Genomic DNA, 20044 nt, shown 5'->3' with positions numbered 1-20044 from the left:
TGTTTTGTGTGCGATTTTCGGAATAATAGGAAAATATGAACTCTCCGAAGTAAAAAAATCCCTCGATTTAATGCTTCACAGAGGAAAAAAGTATCAAAAAATTTTGGAATTTAAAGAGGGAGTTTTCGGATTTAATCGTTTGGCTATCGAAAATATCGATAAAAATCTCCAGCCTTTAAAAACGGGAGATAAAGTTTTCGTATTTAACGGAGAGATTTATAATTATAAAAATTTAATAAAAAAATACGACTTAAACGTTAATAGCGAAATAGAAGTTATTGCAAAACTTTGGGAGATTAGAGGAGTTGATTTTATAAAAGAACTTGAAGGAATGTTTGCAATTGCCGTTTTTGATAAAAAACTTTATCTTTTTAGAGACGAATTCGGCAAAAAACCTCTATATTTTACGAAAAACGGAATATTTGCAAGTGAGATAAAAGCAATTTTGCCTTTTGTTTCAAAAGAGTTGGATTTTGAGGCGTTGAGCGAATATTTGGCTTTTAACTCTTCAATCGCTCCAAAAACGATTTATAAAGGTATATTTAAACTTCCTGCCGGATGTTATTATGACGGAGAGATAAAAAGGTGGTTTGATTTTGAAAGAGTGGAAAATAAAAGTATCACAAAAGAAAACGTATCTGCTGAAGTCGAGAGGTTATTGATCGGAAGTATTGAAAAGAGGTTTATGGGAGATGTCGAAATAGGGTCTCTTTTAAGCGGAGGGGTCGATAGCAGTCTGATTGTCGCACTTGCGAGTAAATATAGGAAAATCGATACTTTTAGCGTGGGGTATGAGGGATTTGAAAATTACGACGAAAGAAAATATGCTAAAAAAGTTGCGGATTATTTGGGAATAAAAAACTTCGATGTAACGCTTAGAAAAAAAGATTTTTTCGATAATTTCGAAAACGTACTTTTTCATATGGACGAGCCGATTGCCGATAGCAGCTTTTTTGCTGCTTTTCATTTGGCTAAAAGCATACCTTTGAAAGTTGTTTTTAGCGGAGAGGGAAGTGACGAGTTGTTTTTGGGGTATAGGAGGTATGAGGAATTTTTAGGATTTTTTAATGCCTTTTTACCGAATAAAAAGTGGCTTAAAAAATACCTTGAAAGATATCCCGAAGATATAAAAGAGTGGGAGGTTTTTAGGAGATTTTTTGCCGATGAGGTGGTATTTAGAGGTATCAACGAAACGTTTTTCCAAAGACAAATAAATAAAGCACTTAGAAAAAACGCTTTTGAAGTCGATTACGAGAGATTTTACAAAAATTGGGGTAGTTTTTATTTTACTTATTTCGATATGAAAGTATGGCTTGGTGAAGTGCTTTTGATGAAACTTGATAAAATGTTTATGTCAAATACTATAGAAGCGAGAAGTCCGTTTTTGGATAGAGATTTGGTAAACTTCGTTTTTACTTTGCCAGAAGATGTTAGAGGCTCTAAAAAGTGGATTGTAAAAGAAATATCTCAAAAATATCTTCCAAAAGAGATTGTCTATCGTAGAAAAAAAGGCTTTGCCGTTCCGTTTTACGAGTGGCTGAAAGAAGAAAAAGAGCTTAAAAGAATCATAGATATAAACAGAAAAAATAAAATTTTTAACGAAGAATATTTAAAAGAGATTATAAAAACGGGACATAAACGTTACAAACAGCATATTTGGAGTTTGTATTTGTTTAGCCGTTGGTATGAAAAGGAGTTTTTGTGAGATTTGAGATTAATAAATATTTACTTGACGATATCGAAAACAGCGAACACCCGAGCGATTTTGAAATAGCAAAAGATTATACTATTTTGATTTTGAGGTTACCATTTATAAAAAATGACAAAGTGGACGTTGCAAACTATGCGTTTTTGATAAAAGACGATAAAGTTTATATTTTCGATAGAAAAAAAGATGATTTCGATTTGCTTGGAGATTTTATGGATTTGCATAATTTTTTGGATGTTAGGGTTGATAAAATCCTTGCGAAAATAAATAAACTTCATATGCAAATCGCGAAAATGGAAGACGACCTTTACGAAAACAGAATCGATAAATCGTTTGCGAACGAATGGCTTAAATTTAAAAAAGATTTGGTTTTGATAGAAAGACTTATGGGGCATGCGCTTATCGCTTTTGAGAGATTTTTAAAATATTATAAAAGTGAAGTGGATAATTTTGCATTTAAAGACTTAAAAGAACACTTCGAAAGAGCGCTTAGATTTGCCAAAAACGCAGTTGAAAAGCTTGATTATTTGTATGAGTTTTTCAGAGCTAAACAAGATGAAAAAATGAATAAGATTATGTTCGTACTGACACTTCTTTCGGGTATTTTCCTACCACTGACACTTATTACCGGATTTTTCGGTATGAATACGGGCGGCTTGCCTCTGACAGACGATCCTTACGGAACGATAAAAGCTGTTATTATCGCATTTATACTTGAAGTACCTATAGTTTGGATTCTTTGGAAAATGATGAGGGGGTAATGTTTTTAGCTTTTTTCTAATTTTTTATATAATTTAATAAAAAAGTTTTTGAGAGGAAATTGGTATGGAATTGAAAATAAATAAAAAAATAATTGAAAATTCAAATATTAATTTTTTAATAGGGTCAGGTGCTTCTGTTCCTTTTTTTGGTGTATTATCGAATATTGAAAATTGGTTAACCGATTTAGATAAAGATAAAAATATTAATGAAGAGGAATATTTATTATTGAAGTTTCTTTTTTATCGAGAATATTATCAAATAGCTATGAAATCAAATATAGATATTTTAAAAAATACTACAGAAATAAATTTTCTTCGTGTGAAAAAAAATTATGAAAATTTTTTTAAAATAATAAGAGCGTTGATTTTTGAAAGGAAAAGTAATTTATTTTCAAAACAAATTAATGTTTTTACTACTAATATTGATATTTTTCATGAATATGTTTTAGATCAATTAAATTATGATTTTAATGATGGTTTTTTTGGAAGATTTAAACCAAAACTTGATTTAAGTAGTTTTAGAAGGACATTTCATAAAGAAAGTTTATTTTTCAATAAAATGTCTGAAATACCAATATTTAATATTTATAAATTACATGGTTCAGTAAATTGGAAATACGATGAAGGAGAAATAATACTTGATTTAAATTTATCATTATTAAAAGAAATAAATAAATTATTAAATTCAATAAATATTACAGCTATAGAAGATCAAACTAAAACTTATGATGAGATTAAAAAAATTATTACTAAAAATGATTTTGAAATTTTACAAAAAAAGAAAGATATAATAAAACAGTTTATTGAAAGTTATGAAAAATTACAAATTATTAATCCGACTAAAGAAAAATTTCAAGAAACTGTTTTTAAAAAGACTCATTATGAATTATTAAGAATTTTTTCTAATGAATTAGAAAAAGAGAATACTATTCTAATTGTAATTGGTTTTTCTTTTGCTGATGAGCATATTAGAGATATAACTATTAGAGCATTAAATTATAATCCATTATTAAATGTATTCGTTTATGACTATGATGGCAATGGGGTCAAACATATTGAAATTGAGAATACTAAAATTAAAAACAATAATTTACATATTATAAAACCACAAGAAAACTATCAATATGATTTTGAAAATATAAATCATGATTTTGAAAATATTTTGAAAGAGATTAAAGAAATTAAGGAAGATTAATGAAGGAATTTGAAAAAGAATCAGTTTTTCGAATAGGTGAAGTTTATTCGGTTGATGGAAGAAAAATAAAAATAAAAGTAGATAAAAATAAAAACTCTTCTTATATTTTTTATCAAGGGCAAATAATTAAAAATATTTCTGTTGGAAGTTATATAAAAATTGTTAAAGGTTATATTAAAATTATTGGAAAAGTTGAAGGAGAATACATTGAAGAAGATAAAAGTATAAATTTAGCTTATTATAAACAATCTGAAAAAATTAATAGATATCTATTAGTTAGTTTGCTTGGATATATTGAAAGAAATAAATTTTTTCAAGGTATAAAAGAAATGCCTTTAGTTTTTAATGAGTGTTATTTATTAGATAATAAAGAATTTAATATGGTACATAATTTTTTAGATTTGGGAGAAGAAGAAAATTATGGAAGTATAGTTATAGGTAAATTAGCTTTAGAAGATAATCAGGATATTAAAGTAAGTATAGATAAACTTTTTGCAAGTCATATAGGTATTTTTGGTAATACGGGTAGTGGAAAGTCTTATACTTTAGCTAAATTATATCATGAATTATTAGAAAAGTTCAAAAATAATAAGAATTTTCACAAGACATCAAGATTTGTCTTAATAGATTTTAATGGAGAATATTTAATTGATGATAAAGAAAGAGATTATACAATTATTGAACCTGAATACAAAAAAACATTTAATTTAAATACAAGAAATTCAAAAGATAAGTTTCCTATATTAAAGAAATATTTTGAAGATATAGAGTTTTGGGCCATTTATTTGAATGCTACTGAAAAAACACAAATTCCTTTTTTAAAAAGGTCTTTTAAAATGGAAGTGGATTTTGAAAACTTTAAAATTTATTTTTTAAATTTTATAATAATGATGCTTGAAAAAAAGTTTGCAATGTCAGATATACAAAATTTTTTAGAAGAAATTGGGAAAATATTACATATTAATGATCAAGAAGATTATATAATGTTTATTAATTTTATTAATAGTTTTATCTATCATTCTTCAAGTGAAGTGTATTATATACAGCCTAACAACACTTATTTTAATAATGATAAACGCTTATATTTTAATGATCATAGAGAAGAGTTGGTTAAAGAAATTAAAAATTATAATTTTAATAGTTTTCCGGAAAAAATTGAGGATAATTTTTTAAAAATTCCTTTAAAAATTATTTTTCAATTTTATAATGATAAACTTGAAAAAAATATGAATATGGAATTTATTGCACCATTATTAAAAAGACTTAGAAGAATAAATTACTTAGAAAAAGTAATAGAAGTTATAGATAATTACAGTGAAAATAGTTTAAATCTAATGAATATAATTTCGTTAAAAAATGTTAATTCTGAGATAAAGAAAATTTTACCTTTATTGATTGTTAAACAACTTTATGAAGAACAAAAGGTTAATAAAAATTTAGATAATAAGAAATATTTAAATATAATTATTGATGAAGCACATAACATATTATCTCCCATTTCTAATAGAGAAAGTGAACAGTGGAAAGAATATAGATTAGAAACATTTGAAGAAATTATTAAAGAAGGTAGAAAATTCGGAGTTTTTTTAACTATTGCAAGTCAAAGGCCTTCAGATATTTCTTCAACAATAATTTCACAATTGCATAATTATTTTTTGCATAGATTAATTAATAATAAAGACATTGAAGCGGTAGAAAGAACAATTTCTTATTTAGATAGATTGTCATTTGAATATTTATCTATATTACCTACGGGTACTTGTATTCTCGCAGGTTTAGCAATACCAATGCCAATTATCATTTCAGTTTATGAAATAAAAACAGGTTATGAACCAAAAAGTGAAACAATAAAGCTAGTAAAACATTGGATTGATTAAAAGTGGTACCAGCGGAGGGACTCGAACCCTCATGGGCAAGGCCCACCGGATTTTGAGTCCGGCGCGTCTACCAGTTCCGCCACGCTGGCGTTTGGGGATAGAATTATATCCTATCCCCTAAATAAAATCAAGATTAAGAATTAACAGTTTCTTTAAGTTTTTTACCAACTTTGAATTTTACAGATTTGCTTGCAGGGATTTTAACTTCTTTGTTCGTACCTGGCACTCTCGCAACTCTCGGAGCTCTTTTTACAACTTCGAAACTACCAAAACCGATAAAACTTACTTTGTCACCTTTTTTTAGTGCCTCTTCGATTGCTTCGATGCTCGCATCGATAACTGCAGATACATCTTTTTTGCTAAGTCCCGTCTTTTGCGCTACTACCGCTACTAAATCAGATTTTTTCATTTTTCCTCCTTTTTTGGCTTTCTAAAAATTTTACTCTTTTTTTTCCCTAAAAATCAAGAGTTTTGATATAATTTTGCTAAAAAAGGTGAAAAATGGAGGCTTGTGAACTACCAAGCAGCTCTAATGCTGATAAAAAACTCTGCGAAATTCTTAAAAATTCCAAAGTTATAGTGGTTGTCGGACTTTCACCAAAAGAGCATAGAGCATCAAATCAGGTTGCTAAATATATGCAAGAAAAAGGATATAAAATTATTCCCGTTTATCCGAGAGAAGAGTTTATTTTGGGAGAAAAAGTTTATAGAAGTCTTGATGAGATAGATTTTGAAGTGGATATCGTAGACGTATTCAGAAAAGGAGAAGATACGCCTCCTATAGTCGAAAAAGCGGTAAAACTTCCGGGAGTAAAATGCGTATTTTTACAAGAAGGCGTAACAAACGAAAAATCAAAAGAGATTGCTGAAAACGCCGGTATATTTTATGTAGAAGATAAATGTCTTATGGTCGAGCATATGAGATGTGAAAGAGAGGGACTTTTATGATTCCTCTTGAAAAAATAAAAAAAGCTCACGAAAGAGTTAAAAAAGTAGTATATAAAACTCCTTTTGCATACGCGCCGGTTCTTTCTCAAAAAGTAGGAAACGAAATTTTTTTAAAAAAAGAAAATCTCCAAACTACGGGAGCTTTTAAGCTAAGAGGCGCTTTTAATAAAATAGCGTCTCTTTCGGAAGAGAAAAGAAAAAAAGGGGTTATTGCAGCAAGTGCTGGAAACCACGCGCAAGGTGTTGCGTTTAGTGCGAACTATTTTAATATTCCTTCAATTATCGTAATGCCGGAAGCTACGCCTTTGACTAAGGTTAGCGGTGTCAAAGAGTACGGCGGGGAAGTCGTACTTGCCGGAAATAATTACGACGAAGCGTACGAATATGCCGTTAAGCTGGCAAAAGAGAAAAATATGGAATTTATTCATCCGTTTGCCGATTACGACGTAATGGCAGGTCAGGGTACTATCGCTCTTGAAATGCTTGAAAAAGTCCCAGATTTGGATTATATCGTCGTACCTATAGGAGGTGGAGGACTTATTAGCGGTATCGCAAGTGCCGCAAAACAGATAAACCCTCATATTAAAGTTATAGGTGTGACAGCAGCGGGTGCTCCTGCTATGAGGCTTAGCTTTCTATCCGGCAGCGTGCAAGATACTACGTTTGTAAAAACAATTGCCGACGGAATTGCGGTAAGAGACACTTCACCGATTACTTTTGAAATAATAAAAGAAGTGGTTGACGACATTGTAGAAGTGGATGACGAAGAAATTGCGAATGCTATTTTATTTTTAATGGAGAGACAAAAACTTGTTGTTGAGGGTGCCGGTGCCGTAGGAATTGCCGCACTTTTACATCATAAAATAAAATTCGGTGCGCCTAAAAAAGTGGGGGTGGTGCTAAGCGGCGGAAATATCGACGTTACTATGATTAATTTGATTATAGAAAAAGGTCTTTTAAAATCTCATAGAAAAATGAAACTCGTAATTACGCTTGTGGATAAACCGGGAGCTTTAATGAGACTTACAGAGATTTTAGCCGAAGAAAAAGCAAATATCGTCTCTATCGGATATGATAGAACGGATTTGAATCTTGCAATCGGAGACGCAAACGTTTCTATTGCGCTTGAAACAAGAGGTTTGGAACATCAAGAATCTATAAAAAGAGCGCTTCATAAAGCCGGATTCAGATTCGTAGTTGAATAGTAAAGCCGAGTTAAAATATAAATAATAGGAATTCAAAGGAGTAAAAATGTCATCAAAATATGAAGTTGTAATAGGTCTTGAAGTTCACGTTCAGCTAAATACGAAAACAAAAATTTTCTGTAATTGTCCTACAAGTTTCGGAGATGAACCTAATACCAATACATGTCCGACGTGTCTCGGGCTTCCGGGAGCTTTGCCGGTTATGAATAAAGAAGCGGTAAGAAAAGCGGTTATGTTCGGAAAAGCGGTAAATGCCACTATCAATAAAAGAAGTACGTTTGAGAGAAAAAACTACTTTTATCCTGACCTTCCAAAAGGCTATCAGATTTCTCAATTCGTAGTACCGATCGTTGAAAACGGAGAGTTGTTTATCGATACGAAAGAAGGTACGAAAAGAATAGGAATTACAAGAGCGCATCTTGAAGAAGACGCAGGAAAAAATATCCATGAAGGCGATTATTCCAAAGTCGATTTGAATAGAGCCGGAACACCTCTTTTGGAAATTGTTAGCGAACCTGATATGAGAAGCAGCGATGAAGCTATCGCTTATCTTAAAAAATTACATGCTATCGTTAAATATTTAGGCATTAGTGATGCGAATATGCAAGAAGGAAGTTTTAGGGTTGATGCCAACGTTTCGGTAAGACCTAAGGGACAAAAAGAGTTCGGTACGAGAGTTGAGATTAAAAATATCAACTCGTTTAAATTTATCAAACAAGCGATCGATTACGAAGTGGAAAGACATATCGAAGCGTACGAATACGACGAATATGAAGAAGAAGTGGTTCAAGAGACAAGATTATTTAACAGCAAAACGGGAGAGACTCGCTCTATGAGAGGAAAAGAAGAGTCTGCGGATTACAGATATTTTCCTGACCCTGACCTTTTGCCTCTTGAAGTACCTGAAGAGTTCTTCGATATCGAAATTCCGGAGCTTCCGGATGAGAAAAAAGAGAGATATATGAAAGAATTTGGATTAAAAGAATACGATGCGGGCGTATTAACGGCGGAACCTGAGCTTGCTAAATTCTTTGAAGAGATGATTGAGCTTGGTGTAGAGCCGGCAGCGGCGAACAGATGGCTTGCTATCGAGCTTTTAGGAAGATTGAATAAAGCGGGAATTTCTATTGAAAATTCACCTGTAAGTCCTAAGAAATTGGCATTAATCGCTATTAGAGAAAAAGAAGCGGTTATCAGTGGTGCCGGTGGTAAAAAAGTACTTGATTTATTAATGGAAGAAGATATCGAAGTTGACGTAGCTATTGATAAACTGGGGCTAAAACAAGTAAGCGACGAGGGAGCTATTGAAAAAATAGTTGATGAAGTACTTGCGGCAAATGCCGATAAAGTAGAAGAGTACAAAGCCGGAAAAGAGAAACTTTTCGGTTTCTTCGTAGGACAGGTAATGAAAGCGAGTAAAGGTAAGGCAAATCCTCAAATCGTAAATAAAATCTTAAAAAGCAAGCTGTCTTGAGAAAAGAATCTCCTATCGTAAAAGCCTTAGTGGCTTTTGCTTTTTATTTAGATAGCAACAAAACATATAAAAAAATCAAAACTTTCTTTTGGCGTTTGATGAATGACGATACGTTTGCACCAAAAAGAGTATTTGATTTTTTTATGTTCTTTTTGGTGCTTATCAGTGTCGGGATATTGCTTTATGACATAAAAAACGACGTTTATCCTTTTTTGGAGGATTTTGATTTTTATTTTGTCACTTCGGTATTTTTAGTGGAATATATCATTAGACTTTGGGTTTATAACGATATTCATAGAATAATTATAGAAGAGTATGAAGAAGCTAACTTCTTAGGACGGAAGTTTAGTGTCTGGAAAGTAGTAAAAGAGATTGTGTTAAAAAAATGGGAATATATACGTTCTCCTTTTGCGATTATCGACCTTTTGGCTATTCTTCCGGGATACAGACCTCTTAGAATTTTTAGGATTTTCGTAATTTTCAGACTTTTTAAGCTCTTGAGATATACAAAAAGTATCAATACCTTTCTTGAAGTACTTGCAAATAAAAAATTCGAACTTTTCATATTATTAATTGCGGTAGGTTTCGTTACATTTATCGGTGGTGCCGTAATTTATGTATTCGAAGCCCACGCAAATCCTAAAATAGACAACTTTTTTGACGCTATTTATTGGTCGCTTATTACTATTTCTACGGTAGGTTACGGAGATATTACCCCTGTTACCCATGAGGGTAAAGTTTTGACGATGATTTTGATTATCATCGGTATCGGTTTTATCTCTTTTGCAACTTCAATTATCGCATCGGCTTTTACGGAAAAGCTTGAAGAACTAAAAGCCGAAAGAGTCGTCAGACAAGTAAAATCTATGAACGACGTCTATTTGATATGCGGTTTTTCAAACGAAGCGGAGATTTTGTGTGATAGGTTTCATAGAGATAATCAAGATTTCGTAGTAGTGGATATCGATGAAGATAGAGTCGCAAAAGCGACTCTTAAAGGATACATTGCAGTAAAAGGCGATATTACACAAAAAGAATTTTACAAACGTTGGATTTTGATAAAATCTCCAAAGTGTTTATTCTAACGAACAACGATATTGCCAACTCTTTTATGATTTTGAGTATCAAAGCGTATAAAAAAGAGATAGAAATAATCGCTCTTTCAAACGATGAAAAAAATATCTCGAAAATGAAAAAAGCGGGTGCTACTTATGTGGTTGTACCTACAAGAGTGACGGCTCTTTTGATGGCCGAATATATTGGTAGCCCTATAACTTTTGAGGTAATAGATGCGATTTTGACCGAAAAAAGAAATGCGATAATCGATGAAATTATGGTTATCGAAGGTTCGATTCTTGATGGTAAACTTATAGGTGAGATTGATTTTGATAAATACAAACTTATACTTTTCGGAGTATTAAAAGTAAACGAATCGCCTCTTTTAAACGAAACGCTCCAAATAGAGCACGGGCATTTTTATTTCAACCCGCCTTTTGATTTAAAACTTGAAGCGGGAGATATTTTGGTTGTTATGGGATATAGTATTAGTGTTAATTATTTCAAATATCTTGTAGAAAGAAGTAGTATATGAGAGTATTGTTATTCGGATTTGACGATTTCGGTGAAAAAGTAGCGAGTTATATAGAAAAAAAGAATCTTGAAATTATAGTTTTTGATGAAAAAGAGTATGAAAAAGCAAAAGATAAACTTTATGACGTGAGATTTTATCACTCTATTGACGATGCCGTAGAAGAGCTTGAGGATTTTGATGTCGTATTGGCCGTACTAAGAGATGAAGATAAAAACCTCTTTTTGTGTCTTTCTTTAAAAGATAAGTTTCCGAATAAAAAATTAATCGCAAAAGTATCCAATAAAGACAACGATTATAAATATAAGCTTGCAGGTGTGGATAAGACGATCAACCCTTATGAAGTTACGGCAAATAGAATTATGACTATACTTAAAAAACCGCTTACTTTAAAAGTTATCGAAGAGATAATTTTTGAAGATAATCATTTGGCCTTTGCCGAAGTTGAGATTCCTAAAGGTTCGTTTTTGGACGGAAAATATATAAAAGATATTTACAAAGAGATTTCTTCGAATTATAATATATTGATTATTGCTATTGTGGATAAAGAGATGAGCGAAAACGTGCAGTTTATAACAAGAGGAGTAAACCATAAAATCGATGCCGGAGATGTTTTGATAGTGGTGGGAGATATGGAAGAGATTGAAAGATTCAAAGAAGACTTGGATTTATTAAGGATTGCAAATGGTTAGTGTAATAGGAGCGGGTGCTTGGGGAAGCGCTTTATATCATGCGATAAAACAAAAAATTAAAAACGCGGTCATTACTTCAAGACACAAAAGAAACATAGAAGGTTTCGTTTCTTTAGATGAAGCTTTTAAAAACGAATATTTAATAATAGTAATAGCCGCACAATCTATAGATGATTTTTTAAGAGAAAATAGAGAAAAGATAAAAAATAAAAAAATTCTTGTCGCAAGTAAAGGAATAGATAATAAAAAACTCAAATTTTTAAACGAAATATTCGAAGAATATACCGATAAAAACAATATTGCGTTTATTTCCGGGCCTTCTTTTGCAAAAGAAGTAAAACAAAATAAACCGACAGCCCTTGTTATAGCTTCTAAAAATCTCAATTTAGCCGAAAAGTTTAGCGAGTTTTTTCCTCCGTTTATAAAAACTTATATCGATGATGACGTAGAGGGTGTTGAGGTTGCAGGTGCGTATAAAAACGTAATAGCTATTGCAGCAGGGGTTTGTGAGGGGCTTAATTTGGGAAGTAACGCAAAAGCCGCTTTAATTTCAAGAGGACTTGTTGAAATGGCGAGATTCGGAGAATTTTTCGGGGCTAAGAAAGATACGTTTTTAGGAGTTGCGGGAAGTGGGGATTTGTTTTTGACGGCAAATTCTACGATGAGTAGAAATTATAGAGTCGGACTTAATCTTGCAAAAGGCAAACTTCTTGAAGATATTTTGGATGAACTCGGAGAAGTCGCCGAGGGTGTTTTTACTTCAAAAGCGATATATCTTTTGGCTCAAAAACACGACATTTATACGCCTATTGCAAACGAAGTTTATAAAATATTGTATCAAAAGAAAAACGTACTTGATAGTTTGAAAGATTTGATGAGTTAACCGCAAAAAGCGGAAAAAGAAGTTATTAGTCTTTTACAGGTGATTTTTTAGTTGCGTCAATTGCTATATAAAGCATTGCTCCTGTAGCTACCACACATAAAACAAGCGCCATAAATCCACTAAATCCCATTTTTTCTCCTTTATTGTTTTGCTAAATTATAGCAAATTATGTGAATATGTGAATAACTTTTGATAAAATTTTGAAAAAAAGTAACAAATATGAGGTTAGACGAAGCAATTGTGAATAGGGGTTTATTAAAAAGTCGCAATAAAGCCAAAGAACTTATCAAAAATCAAAAAATAAAAGTAAACGGAAAAATTATTACGAAACCTTCTTTTAAAGTCTCTCAAGAGGATAAAATCGAGCTTTTGGAAGATAAAGTTTATGTCAGTAGAGCCGCTTTGAAGTTAAAAAATTATCTTGATAAATATAATATTGACTTTAAAGACAAAGAAGTTTTGGATGTCGGGGCGTCTACTGGCGGGTTTAGTGAAGTGAGTTTGGAAAAAGGCGCAAAAAAAGTTGTTTGCGTGGATGTGGGAAGTAATCAATTGGATGAGAGTTTAAAAAACAACCCTAAAATCGAAAATTACGAAAATACCGATTTTAGAGATTTCGAATACGATTCAAGCTTTGATGTCATAGTTAGCGACGTTAGTTTTATTTCGCTATTAAAACTTATAAAAAATATAGACAAACACGCAAAAGATGATATTATCTTGCTGTTTAAACCTCAATTTGAAGTGGGAAAAGATGCAAAAAGAGATAAAAGAGGCGTGGTAGTAGACAAAGAAGCTATAAAAAAAGCCAAAGAAAACTTTGAAAAAGAGTGTTTGAATTTAGGGTGGAAGCTTATAAGAAGCGAAGAATCGAGCATAAAAGGAAAAGAGGGTAATACCGAATATATTTATCATTTTAAGAAAGGAAATTAATGGATATTACTTTTTTGATAAATCAGTGCTTAAAGCTTGATTATTCCAAAAAGGCGATAATCGAAACGAAAATAGATAATTTACAAAAGGTGAATAATATCTTGTCGCTAAACGGCTGCAAACTTATAAAAACAAAAAACGAAAAATTTATATTGATTAAAACACCAAAACCTCTTGCGATATTTAATCCGGACGTAGAAATTAAAGATATTATAAAATCTAAAGAAGATATTCCTAAAAAACTTAAAAAAATTGAAAAAATAATCAAAACTTATGCTATAAACGAAGATACGAAAGAAGAGCTTATGAAATTTTTGAATAAGCTTGAGGGTATAGTTAATGAAAAATTAAAAAAAGAGATAGAAAATATCAAAAAAAATATAAGAGTAAAATCAACAGCTTTTGCATAAAGGAAAAACGTGATAAAAAGATATCCCACAAGAAAAATAAAAGTAGGAAATGTAGAAATAGGAGGAGATGCTCCTATTTCGGTACAATCAATGACTTTTTCAAAGACAAAAAATATAAACGATACTCTTGAGCAGATAAACAGGCTCTATTTTGCGGGTGCCGATATTGTAAGAGTTGCGGTGCTTGACGAAGAAGACGCAAATGCTCTGAAAGAAATAAAAGAAAAATCACCTCTTCCGATAATTGCGGATATTCATTTTAATTATAAACTCGGTTTAAAAGCTGCGGAAGTTGTGGACGGACTTAGAATCAATCCCGGAAATATTGGCGGAAAAGAGAGAGTAAAGGAAATCGTAAAAGCGTGCAAGGCAAGAAATATTCCTATCAGAATCGGAGTAAATGCCGGAAGTTTGGAAGAACACCTCGAAAACAAATACGGACAAACTCCAAAAGCAATGGTCGAATCCGCTCTTTGGCATATTAAGTTTTTGGAGGATTTGGACTTTTTGGATATCAAAGTTTCTCTAAAAGCCAGCGACGTTCAAAGAACCGTAGAAGCATATAGGATGTTAAGACCTCTTGTGGATTATCCTTTTCATTTGGGAGTGACCGAAGCCGGGACGAAATTTCACGCCACAATAAAAAGCGCGGCGGCTTTTGGGGCGTTGTTGCTTGATGGGATAGGCGATACTCTTAGGGTTTCGATAACGGGTGAGCTTGAAGAAGAGATTAGGGTAGGAAAAGCGATACTTAAAGATTTGGGACTTTCAAAAGAAGGCGTAAATATTATCTCATGTCCTACTTGCGGTAGGATTGAGGTGGATTTGCCGCCTATCGTAGAAGCTGTTGAAGAGGCCACAAAAGATATCAAAAAACCTCTTAATCTTGCGGTTATGGGGTGTGTGGTGAATGCTATCGGTGAAGCCAAAGAGGCCGATGTTGCGATTGCATGCGGTAAAGGGTACGGGCTTATTATAAAAAAAGGCGAAATTATCGGAAAATACAAAGAAGACGAGTTGCTTGATAGATTTTTAGAAGAAGTAAAAAAGGAGAGTGAATGAGTGCTACTACTTTAATTTATATCGTAGGGATTTCGATATTTTCTATGGCGTTTATTTTTATGTTTTTGATTTTAAAACCTACACGTGTTACAAAAGAAAAACTTATAAAAGTTTTAGGAAAAGAGGCTGCTGAAAGAATACAGCAAGCAAAAGATATCGAAGATATCAAAAAAGTGATTATGTCATTGAAAAAGAGTAGAAAAATAAAACTCAAAACCCTTGCTGAATCTCAAAACTTGGTGGACGCTTTAAAACTAATCAATGAAGTGCTGCTTGAGAATAAAAATTTCGCTTCAAAAGAGAAAGTCGAAGAGATTTTGGGTGAGAGTGCGAAAGCTTTTAGAGAAATACCCAAAGAAGATTTCGAAGAAGCAGTAAAAAAATTGGATAAAGAAAAAAGAGCGAAATTACAAGAGTTGTTTTTGAGTATGGATAATAAAGAGATTGCGGAAAAATTAAAAGAGTATTTTTAAAGCTCTTTATATTTAAGCTCCGGATTTATGATAACTTCTTCGATATCTATTACCAAATCCGGTTTTGTTTTTTCTATCTTTTTGAATTTGTCGTAATTTTCAGATAAAATAATACCGATTTCAATCGGGTTAATTGTCGATTTTAATTCTTTAATCAACTCGTCGCTATCGGTTTGGATATATATCTCTTTTAGGTCGATGGAGTGGATTTTGTCTTTGTACGGATATGAAATTTTAATAATCATTTGAGTCCTTTTTAAACTTTCTATAAGGAGATATCGGTTGAATTTATATAATCTTGACATCGAAAGAGGAATTTTAAGTGCGATTTTGTTTGACGGAAAGGTTTATGAAGACGTGGCGGCTATTTTGACGCCTAAGGATTTCTATCTTCCTTTTCATCAGGCTGTATTTGAAACTATGGAGGAGCTTTATAAAAAAGACCTCCCGATTGACGAAGTTTTCTTAAAAGACGAACTTAGTAAAAAAAACAAATTTGACGAAGAGTTGTTTTTTGAGATTTTGGGAACGGCTCCTATTGAGGCGGTTGAAGCGTACGCCAGAGAGCTTAAGGATATGGCTACAAAAAGAGAGCTTATTCATCTCTCAAACGAAATTAAAAAAATGGTTTTGGAAGAGGATAAAAGAGCTATTGAAGAAGTCGAAGCCATTCAAAGTAAACTTTTTAGTATCGCTACGTCTAATCTTTCGGGGGATTTTAAAAACTCCAGGAAAATTATGAACGATACGCTTGAATTTATAAAAAAACAAGCCGCAAAGAAAAATAAAATCGTAACTGGACTTGATACCGGATTTAGCGAACTAAACAGAATGACAAGCGGTTTTGGTGAAGGGGATTTGATAATTTTAGCGGCTCGTCCTTCTATGGGTAAGACGGCTCTTGCTTTAAATATCGGACTTAACGTTTTAAAACAAAATAAAGGAGTTGCTATTTTCTCTCTTGAGATGCCCGCAGAGCAGTTGATGCTTAGGATGTTGAGTGCTGCCGGGAGAATTCCTCTTCAAGATATAAGAAAAGGAAATTTATCTTCTGAAGATTGGAGTAAACTAAGCGTCATAGCTGATGATTTGGCCGAAAAACCTCTTTTTGTGGATGATGAGGGAAATATCAACATTCATACGATAAGAGCGAAATTAAGAAAACTAAAAGCTCAAAATCCGGAGCTTTCCTTGGCGATTATCGACTATTTGCAATTAATCGCTTCGGACCAAAGAGAGAGACATTTGGCAATTGCCGAGATTAGTAGGAGTTTGAAACTTTTGGCGCGTGAGCTTGAAATACCTATAATCGCACTTTCTCAGTTAAATAGGGCGCTTGAGAGCAGACCGAATAAAAGACCTATGTTAAGCGACCTTAGAGAATCCGGAGCTATAGAACAAGATGCCGATATTATTATGTTTATTTATAGAGACGACGTATATAAAGCCATGGAAGCCAGACAAAAACAAAAAGAGGCTATGGAAAAAGGAAAAGCGGTTGAGGTGGATTTTCAAGAAAAAGAGGTGGAAGATGCCGAAATTATTATAGGAAAACAGAGAAACGGACCGACAGGTACTGTGGAGATGCTTTTCCATAAAAAATATACGTTATTTACCGATAAAGTGAGCGAAGTTAACGAAATCGAAATGAACGAAGCCGACATAAACGTAGATATGCCGCAAATTTAAAATGGCTTTTTTATCGAAAAACCGCTTTTGGTTTTTGGCTTTTTTTCTTTTATTTGTAGTTCGGTGTCAGATAAGTTTTTTTGAATATTTAAGTTTTAAAAATCATAAATTTTTAAATGTAGAAGCAAGAGTGATTAATCAATATAAGAAAGAGGGCAAAAATTATCAAATTTTAAAACTAAAAAACAATAGTCTCACTTTTTATACGACTTCAAGAGAAAATCTAAAAAATCTACTCAATGAAAAAGTGAAATTAACCATAATAACTTCAAAAGTTTCATTTTTCGAATATCTTTTTACTTTTTATGCTCCGAGTTTTAATATAAAATTGCTTTCGGCAGATAAAATCGATCTTTTTATAGAAAAACAGCACTCTTCAAGTGTTATGAAAAATCTATTTAAAGCGTTGTTTTTAGGAGAGTCTATTGATTTTTCGACAAGACAAAAGCTATCAAGCTTAGGAGTTTCTCACCTTTTTGCATTAAGCGGATTACATTTAGGGTTTATTAGTTTTGTGTTGTATTTTGTTTTTTCGCCTTTATATAAAATTTTTCAAAAAAAATTTCCTTATCGAAACAGATTTTTTGATTTGGGGATTTTGGTTTTGGCGGTGGAATTTGTCTATCTTTATTTTACCTCTTTTCCGCCGTCGCTTATTCGAGCGTATGTTTTGGAAGTGCTGATTTTTATTTTTGCGATGCGTTTTAAGGAGCTGTTTTCTTTAAATATCTTATTTTTTACGATATTGTTTTCTTTTTTAATCTTTTTTTCGAAAATATTTTCAATAGGCTTTTTATTAAGTTTTTTGGGTGTGTTTTATATTTATCTATTTTTCAAGCATGTGAAATTCTCGTTTTTTAGTTCCGTTTTTTTGAGTTTTTATATGTTTTTGGTGATGTTTGTTTGGTCTCATTATTTTTTTGGAAATTTTAATTATTTTCAATTTTTATCTCCATTGGTTAATATAATTTTTTCGTTTTTTTATCCTTTGGAGATTTTTTTGCATTTGATAGGATTCGGAGGTGTTTTTGATGATTTTATTTTGAAATATCTCTCTTTGGGAAGCGAATTTTATGAAGTGAAGATATCTTTTGTTTGGGTGGTTATATTTGGTATTATGTCGCTTTTGGCTTTTTTTAGTAAATATCTTTTTTATGGTATAAATTTATTAGCGTTTTTTATAGTTATTTTGGCGATTTAAGGAGAGGAAATTGAAATATATATTTGAAAACGAACAGGAATATAAGGAATATTTTAGCGAGCTTATCGAAAAAGAAAGAAACGCCGAAAAAGAATTTCATATTAATGAGATTAAACGTCTAAGCGGGACTGAGAGACAAAAAAGAGGCCGTGCGGTTTTGGGCCTTAGAATGAGATTTGTCGGGGAATTTTTGGATTTTAAAATTTATCGCTTCAATAGAAACAATATGCCCGAACATCAAATAAAAGTGGGAGATATCGTACTTGTTAGCAAGGGTGAGCCTTTAAAATTTTCCCAAGAAGCGACCGTTAGTGCGGTAGGAAAAAACTTTATAGAAGTTTATAGTAAAGAGCAAATTTTTAGGAGCAAACTATACAGACTTGATTTGTATGTAAATGATATTACTTTTAAAAGAATGCAAAAAGCTCTTGATATCGTAGCCGAAAAAAAATCTCTTTTTGACACTCAAATTTTAATAGGTAAAAAACAGCCAGAGATAAAAAGTGTGAATATTACAAGCGAAACATTAAACTCTTCTCAAAACGAAGCTTTAAAAAAGGCTGTAAATTCGGAAGTGTTTTTGATTCACGGGCCTCCTGGGACGGGTAAGACTACGACACTTGCGGAAGTAATCAAACAAAATATTGGCAAAAAGATTTTGGTGAGTGCGGATAGTAACGTAGCTGTTGATAACGTGCTTGAAAAATTAAAAGATTATAATGTCGTAAGAATAGGTCATCCTGCTAAAATCGAAAGTAATTTGATGAAATACTCTTTGGATGTAAAAATCAGACGCGATAAGAGATACAAAGAGGTTGAAAAACTTATCAAAAAAATAGACGATTTGAAGTATCTTCAAGAAAAAAGATGTAAAAAACCGACTCCAGGTAGAAGAAGAGGGATGAGTGACGAAGAGATTTTAGAACTTGCAAAAAAAGGCAAAGGAAAAAGAGGTGTTAAGGCCGAATGGATAAAAGAGATGGCCGAGTGGATAAAAATACAGCAAAATATCAATAAGCTGTATGATAAAAAAAATGCAATTGTAGAAGAGATAATGAATGATATTTTGGAAAAAGCCGATGTGATTTTTTCTACCAATTCGGGTGCCGGAAGTGAATTTTTGGAAAATAGAGAGTTTGACGTGGTATTTATCGACGAAGCGGCGCAGGCTATGGAGCCGAGCTCTCTTATTGCTCTTGTAAAAGGAAAAAGAGTCGTTTTTGCGGGAGACCATAAACAACTGCCTCCTACCATTTTGAGTAATGATGAGAGATTAAAAGTTAGTATTTTCGAGAGGTTTTCTCATATTTATCCCGAAGCTATGCATACTCTTGAAATTCAATATAGAATGAATGAGAAAATAAACAATTTTCCGAGTTGCGAATTTTATGATTGTAAAGTCAAAACTTTCGAAGAGATTAAAAATATTACTATTGAAGATTTAGGCATTAAAGAAAGTGAAAAATTCGCAGGTTTCGAGCCGTATGTATTTTTTGACACTTGTGGTAAATTTTTGGAAAAAGTAAAAAAAGATTCTCCATCAAAATATAACCCTTTAGAAGCGGAATTTGTAAAAGAGCTTGTGAAGGAATTTTTGGATAAGGGAGCAAAAGAAGAGCATATCGGAGTAATAACTCCTTATAAAGACCACGAAGAATACATTAAAAATCTGCTTGAAAAAGAGAATGTTCGTATAGAAGTGAAATCGGTAGATGGTTTTCAAGGTAGGGAAAAAGAGATTATTATTGTTAGTTTGGTAAGAGCGAACGATAAAGAAGAAATTGGATTTTTGAGCGATGTAAGACGTCTAAACGTAGCAATAACAAGACCTAAAAGAAAACTTATAATAATCGGAGATGCAAAAACTCTAAAAGTACATAAAACTTATGAAAATTTGATTGAGTATGTTAAGAAAAACGGAGTTTATAAAGAGATAAACTAAGAG

At 32.1% G+C, this 20044-nt stretch carries 17 protein-coding genes, 1 tRNA gene and 2 pseudogenes; 17 read left to right on the top strand and 3 right to left on the bottom strand.

Annotation, left to right across the window (positions count from 1 at the left end; translation table 11 throughout):
- Positions 1-4 precede the first annotated feature (4 nt).
- The 4 genes from asnB to EDC58_RS03440 all read left to right on the top strand — a co-directional run bounded on the left by asnB (position 5) and on the right by EDC58_RS03440 (position 5541).
- On the top strand, positions 5-1705 hold the full coding sequence (gene asnB, locus EDC58_RS03455; RefSeq protein ID WP_123352104.1) for an asparagine synthase (glutamine-hydrolyzing): 1701 nt from the start codon (positions 5-7) through the stop codon (positions 1703-1705).
- On the top strand, positions 1702-2469 hold the full coding sequence (locus EDC58_RS03450; protein WP_123352103.1) for a CorA family divalent cation transporter: 768 nt from the start codon (positions 1702-1704) through the stop codon (positions 2467-2469). The genes asnB and EDC58_RS03450 overlap by 4 nt, the downstream gene beginning before the upstream one ends.
- A 64-nt stretch (positions 2470-2533) precedes the next feature.
- Positions 2534-3664: an SIR2 family protein gene (locus tag EDC58_RS03445; protein WP_123352102.1), complete on the top strand. Its 1131-nt coding sequence runs from the start codon at positions 2534-2536 to the stop codon at positions 3662-3664.
- Positions 3664-5541: an ATP-binding protein gene (locus EDC58_RS03440; protein WP_123352101.1), complete on the top strand. Its 1878-nt coding sequence runs from the start codon at positions 3664-3666 to the stop codon at positions 5539-5541. The genes EDC58_RS03445 and EDC58_RS03440 overlap by 1 nt, the downstream gene beginning before the upstream one ends.
- A 3-nt stretch (positions 5542-5544) precedes the next feature.
- On the opposite strand, the gene EDC58_RS03435 is transcribed toward EDC58_RS03440, so the two are convergent.
- A tRNA-Leu gene (locus EDC58_RS03435) sits at positions 5545-5630 on the bottom strand.
- A gap of 44 nt (positions 5631-5674) precedes the next feature.
- Positions 5675-5953: pseudogene (locus EDC58_RS03430) on the bottom strand (HU family DNA-binding protein); the annotation flags it as partial.
- Positions 5954-6042: 89 nt separating this feature from the next.
- On the opposite strand from EDC58_RS03430, the gene EDC58_RS03425 reads away from it, so the two are divergent.
- The 10 genes and pseudogenes from EDC58_RS03425 (at position 6043) to EDC58_RS10140 (ending at position 15209) form a co-directional block, all read left to right on the top strand.
- Positions 6043-6489, top strand: a complete 447-nt coding sequence (locus tag EDC58_RS03425; RefSeq protein WP_123352099.1) for a CoA-binding protein — start codon at positions 6043-6045, stop codon at positions 6487-6489.
- Positions 6486-7694, top strand: coding sequence for a threonine ammonia-lyase (gene ilvA / locus EDC58_RS03420; RefSeq protein WP_123352098.1), 1209 nt, complete (start codon positions 6486-6488; stop codon positions 7692-7694). The genes EDC58_RS03425 and ilvA overlap by 4 nt, the downstream gene beginning before the upstream one ends.
- Before the next feature lie 46 nt (positions 7695-7740).
- Positions 7741-9168: an Asp-tRNA(Asn)/Glu-tRNA(Gln) amidotransferase subunit GatB gene (gene gatB / locus EDC58_RS03415; RefSeq protein WP_123352097.1), complete on the top strand. Its 1428-nt coding sequence runs from the start codon at positions 7741-7743 to the stop codon at positions 9166-9168.
- Positions 9169-9266: 98 nt separating this feature from the next.
- A pseudogene (locus EDC58_RS10405) lies at positions 9267-10759 on the top strand (ion transporter).
- A complete protein-coding gene (locus tag EDC58_RS03405) occupies positions 10756-11448 on the top strand; it encodes a potassium channel family protein (RefSeq protein WP_123352096.1) in 693 nt (230 codons plus the stop codon). The pseudogene EDC58_RS10405 and the gene EDC58_RS03405 overlap by 4 nt, the downstream one beginning before the upstream one ends.
- Positions 11441-12331: an NAD(P)H-dependent glycerol-3-phosphate dehydrogenase gene (locus EDC58_RS03400; RefSeq protein WP_123352095.1), complete on the top strand. Its 891-nt coding sequence runs from the start codon at positions 11441-11443 to the stop codon at positions 12329-12331. The genes EDC58_RS03405 and EDC58_RS03400 overlap by 8 nt, the downstream gene beginning before the upstream one ends.
- A gap of 219 nt (positions 12332-12550) precedes the next feature.
- Positions 12551-13264, top strand: coding sequence for a 23S rRNA (cytidine-2'-O)-methyltransferase TlyA (gene tlyA, locus EDC58_RS03395; protein WP_123352094.1), 714 nt, complete (start codon positions 12551-12553; stop codon positions 13262-13264).
- A complete protein-coding gene (locus EDC58_RS03390) occupies positions 13264-13674 on the top strand; it encodes a hypothetical protein (RefSeq protein WP_123352093.1) in 411 nt (136 codons plus the stop codon). The genes tlyA and EDC58_RS03390 overlap by 1 nt, the downstream gene beginning before the upstream one ends.
- A 9-nt stretch (positions 13675-13683) precedes the next feature.
- Complete coding sequence (gene ispG / locus EDC58_RS03385) at positions 13684-14736, top strand: flavodoxin-dependent (E)-4-hydroxy-3-methylbut-2-enyl-diphosphate synthase (RefSeq protein WP_123352092.1); 1053 nt, start codon at positions 13684-13686, stop codon at positions 14734-14736.
- The gene (locus EDC58_RS10140) at positions 14733-15209 is read left to right on the top strand and encodes a hypothetical protein (RefSeq protein WP_180937088.1); all 477 of its coding nucleotides are present in this window, start codon (positions 14733-14735) and stop codon (positions 15207-15209) included. The genes ispG and EDC58_RS10140 overlap by 4 nt, the downstream gene beginning before the upstream one ends.
- On the opposite strand, the gene EDC58_RS03375 is transcribed toward EDC58_RS10140, so the two are convergent.
- Positions 15206-15454 carry a hypothetical protein gene (locus tag EDC58_RS03375; RefSeq protein WP_123352091.1) on the bottom strand — a complete coding sequence of 83 codons (249 nt, stop codon included), beginning with the start codon at positions 15452-15454 and terminating at the stop codon, positions 15206-15208. The genes EDC58_RS10140 and EDC58_RS03375 overlap by 4 nt on opposite strands.
- A 37-nt stretch (positions 15455-15491) precedes the next feature.
- On the opposite strand from EDC58_RS03375, the gene EDC58_RS03370 reads away from it, so the two are divergent.
- From EDC58_RS03370 to EDC58_RS03360, 3 genes are all read left to right on the top strand, one after another.
- Positions 15492-16898 carry a replicative DNA helicase gene (locus tag EDC58_RS03370; protein WP_123352090.1) on the top strand — a complete coding sequence of 469 codons (1407 nt, stop codon included), beginning with the start codon at positions 15492-15494 and terminating at the stop codon, positions 16896-16898.
- Positions 16899-17028: 130 nt separating this feature from the next.
- Entirely contained in the window at positions 17029-18099 is a 1071-nt protein-coding gene (locus EDC58_RS03365) for a ComEC/Rec2 family competence protein (protein WP_211325216.1), read from the top strand.
- A gap of 10 nt (positions 18100-18109) precedes the next feature.
- The gene (locus EDC58_RS03360) at positions 18110-20041 is read left to right on the top strand and encodes an IGHMBP2 family helicase (protein ID WP_123352088.1); all 1932 of its coding nucleotides are present in this window, start codon (positions 18110-18112) and stop codon (positions 20039-20041) included.
- The last annotated feature ends 3 nt before the right edge of the window (positions 20042-20044 follow it).

This window comes from Caminibacter pacificus (assembly GCF_003752135.1).
In the GTDB taxonomy this organism is placed as follows: domain Bacteria; phylum Campylobacterota; class Campylobacteria; order Campylobacterales; family Nautiliaceae; genus Caminibacter; species Caminibacter pacificus.
The sequence above is the reverse complement of the archived record's forward strand: the minus strand, read 5'-3'. Positions and strand labels throughout refer to the sequence as shown.

Excerpts from the sequence above, each read along its gene's own strand:
- EDC58_RS03445 (WP_123352102.1), top strand. The coding sequence starts at position 2,534 with ATGGAATTGAAAATAAATAAAAAAATAATTGAAAATTCAAATATTAAT.
- EDC58_RS03440 (WP_123352101.1), top strand. The coding sequence starts at position 3,664 with ATGAAGGAATTTGAAAAAGAATCAGTTTTTCGAATAGGTGAAGTTTAT.
- EDC58_RS03425 (WP_123352099.1), top strand. The coding sequence starts at position 6,043 with ATGGAGGCTTGTGAACTACCAAGCAGCTCTAATGCTGATAAAAAACTC.
- ilvA (WP_123352098.1), top strand. The coding sequence starts at position 6,486 with ATGATTCCTCTTGAAAAAATAAAAAAAGCTCACGAAAGAGTTAAAAAA.
- gatB (WP_123352097.1), top strand. The coding sequence starts at position 7,741 with ATGTCATCAAAATATGAAGTTGTAATAGGTCTTGAAGTTCACGTTCAG.
- EDC58_RS03405 (WP_123352096.1), top strand. The coding sequence starts at position 10,756 with ATGAGAGTATTGTTATTCGGATTTGACGATTTCGGTGAAAAAGTAGCG.
- EDC58_RS03400 (WP_123352095.1), top strand. The coding sequence starts at position 11,441 with ATGGTTAGTGTAATAGGAGCGGGTGCTTGGGGAAGCGCTTTATATCAT.
- tlyA (WP_123352094.1), top strand. The coding sequence starts at position 12,551 with ATGAGGTTAGACGAAGCAATTGTGAATAGGGGTTTATTAAAAAGTCGC.
- EDC58_RS03390 (WP_123352093.1), top strand. The coding sequence starts at position 13,264 with ATGGATATTACTTTTTTGATAAATCAGTGCTTAAAGCTTGATTATTCC.
- EDC58_RS10140 (WP_180937088.1), top strand. The coding sequence starts at position 14,733 with ATGAGTGCTACTACTTTAATTTATATCGTAGGGATTTCGATATTTTCT.
- EDC58_RS03375 (WP_123352091.1), bottom strand. The coding sequence starts at position 15,454 with ATGATTATTAAAATTTCATATCCGTACAAAGACAAAATCCACTCCATC.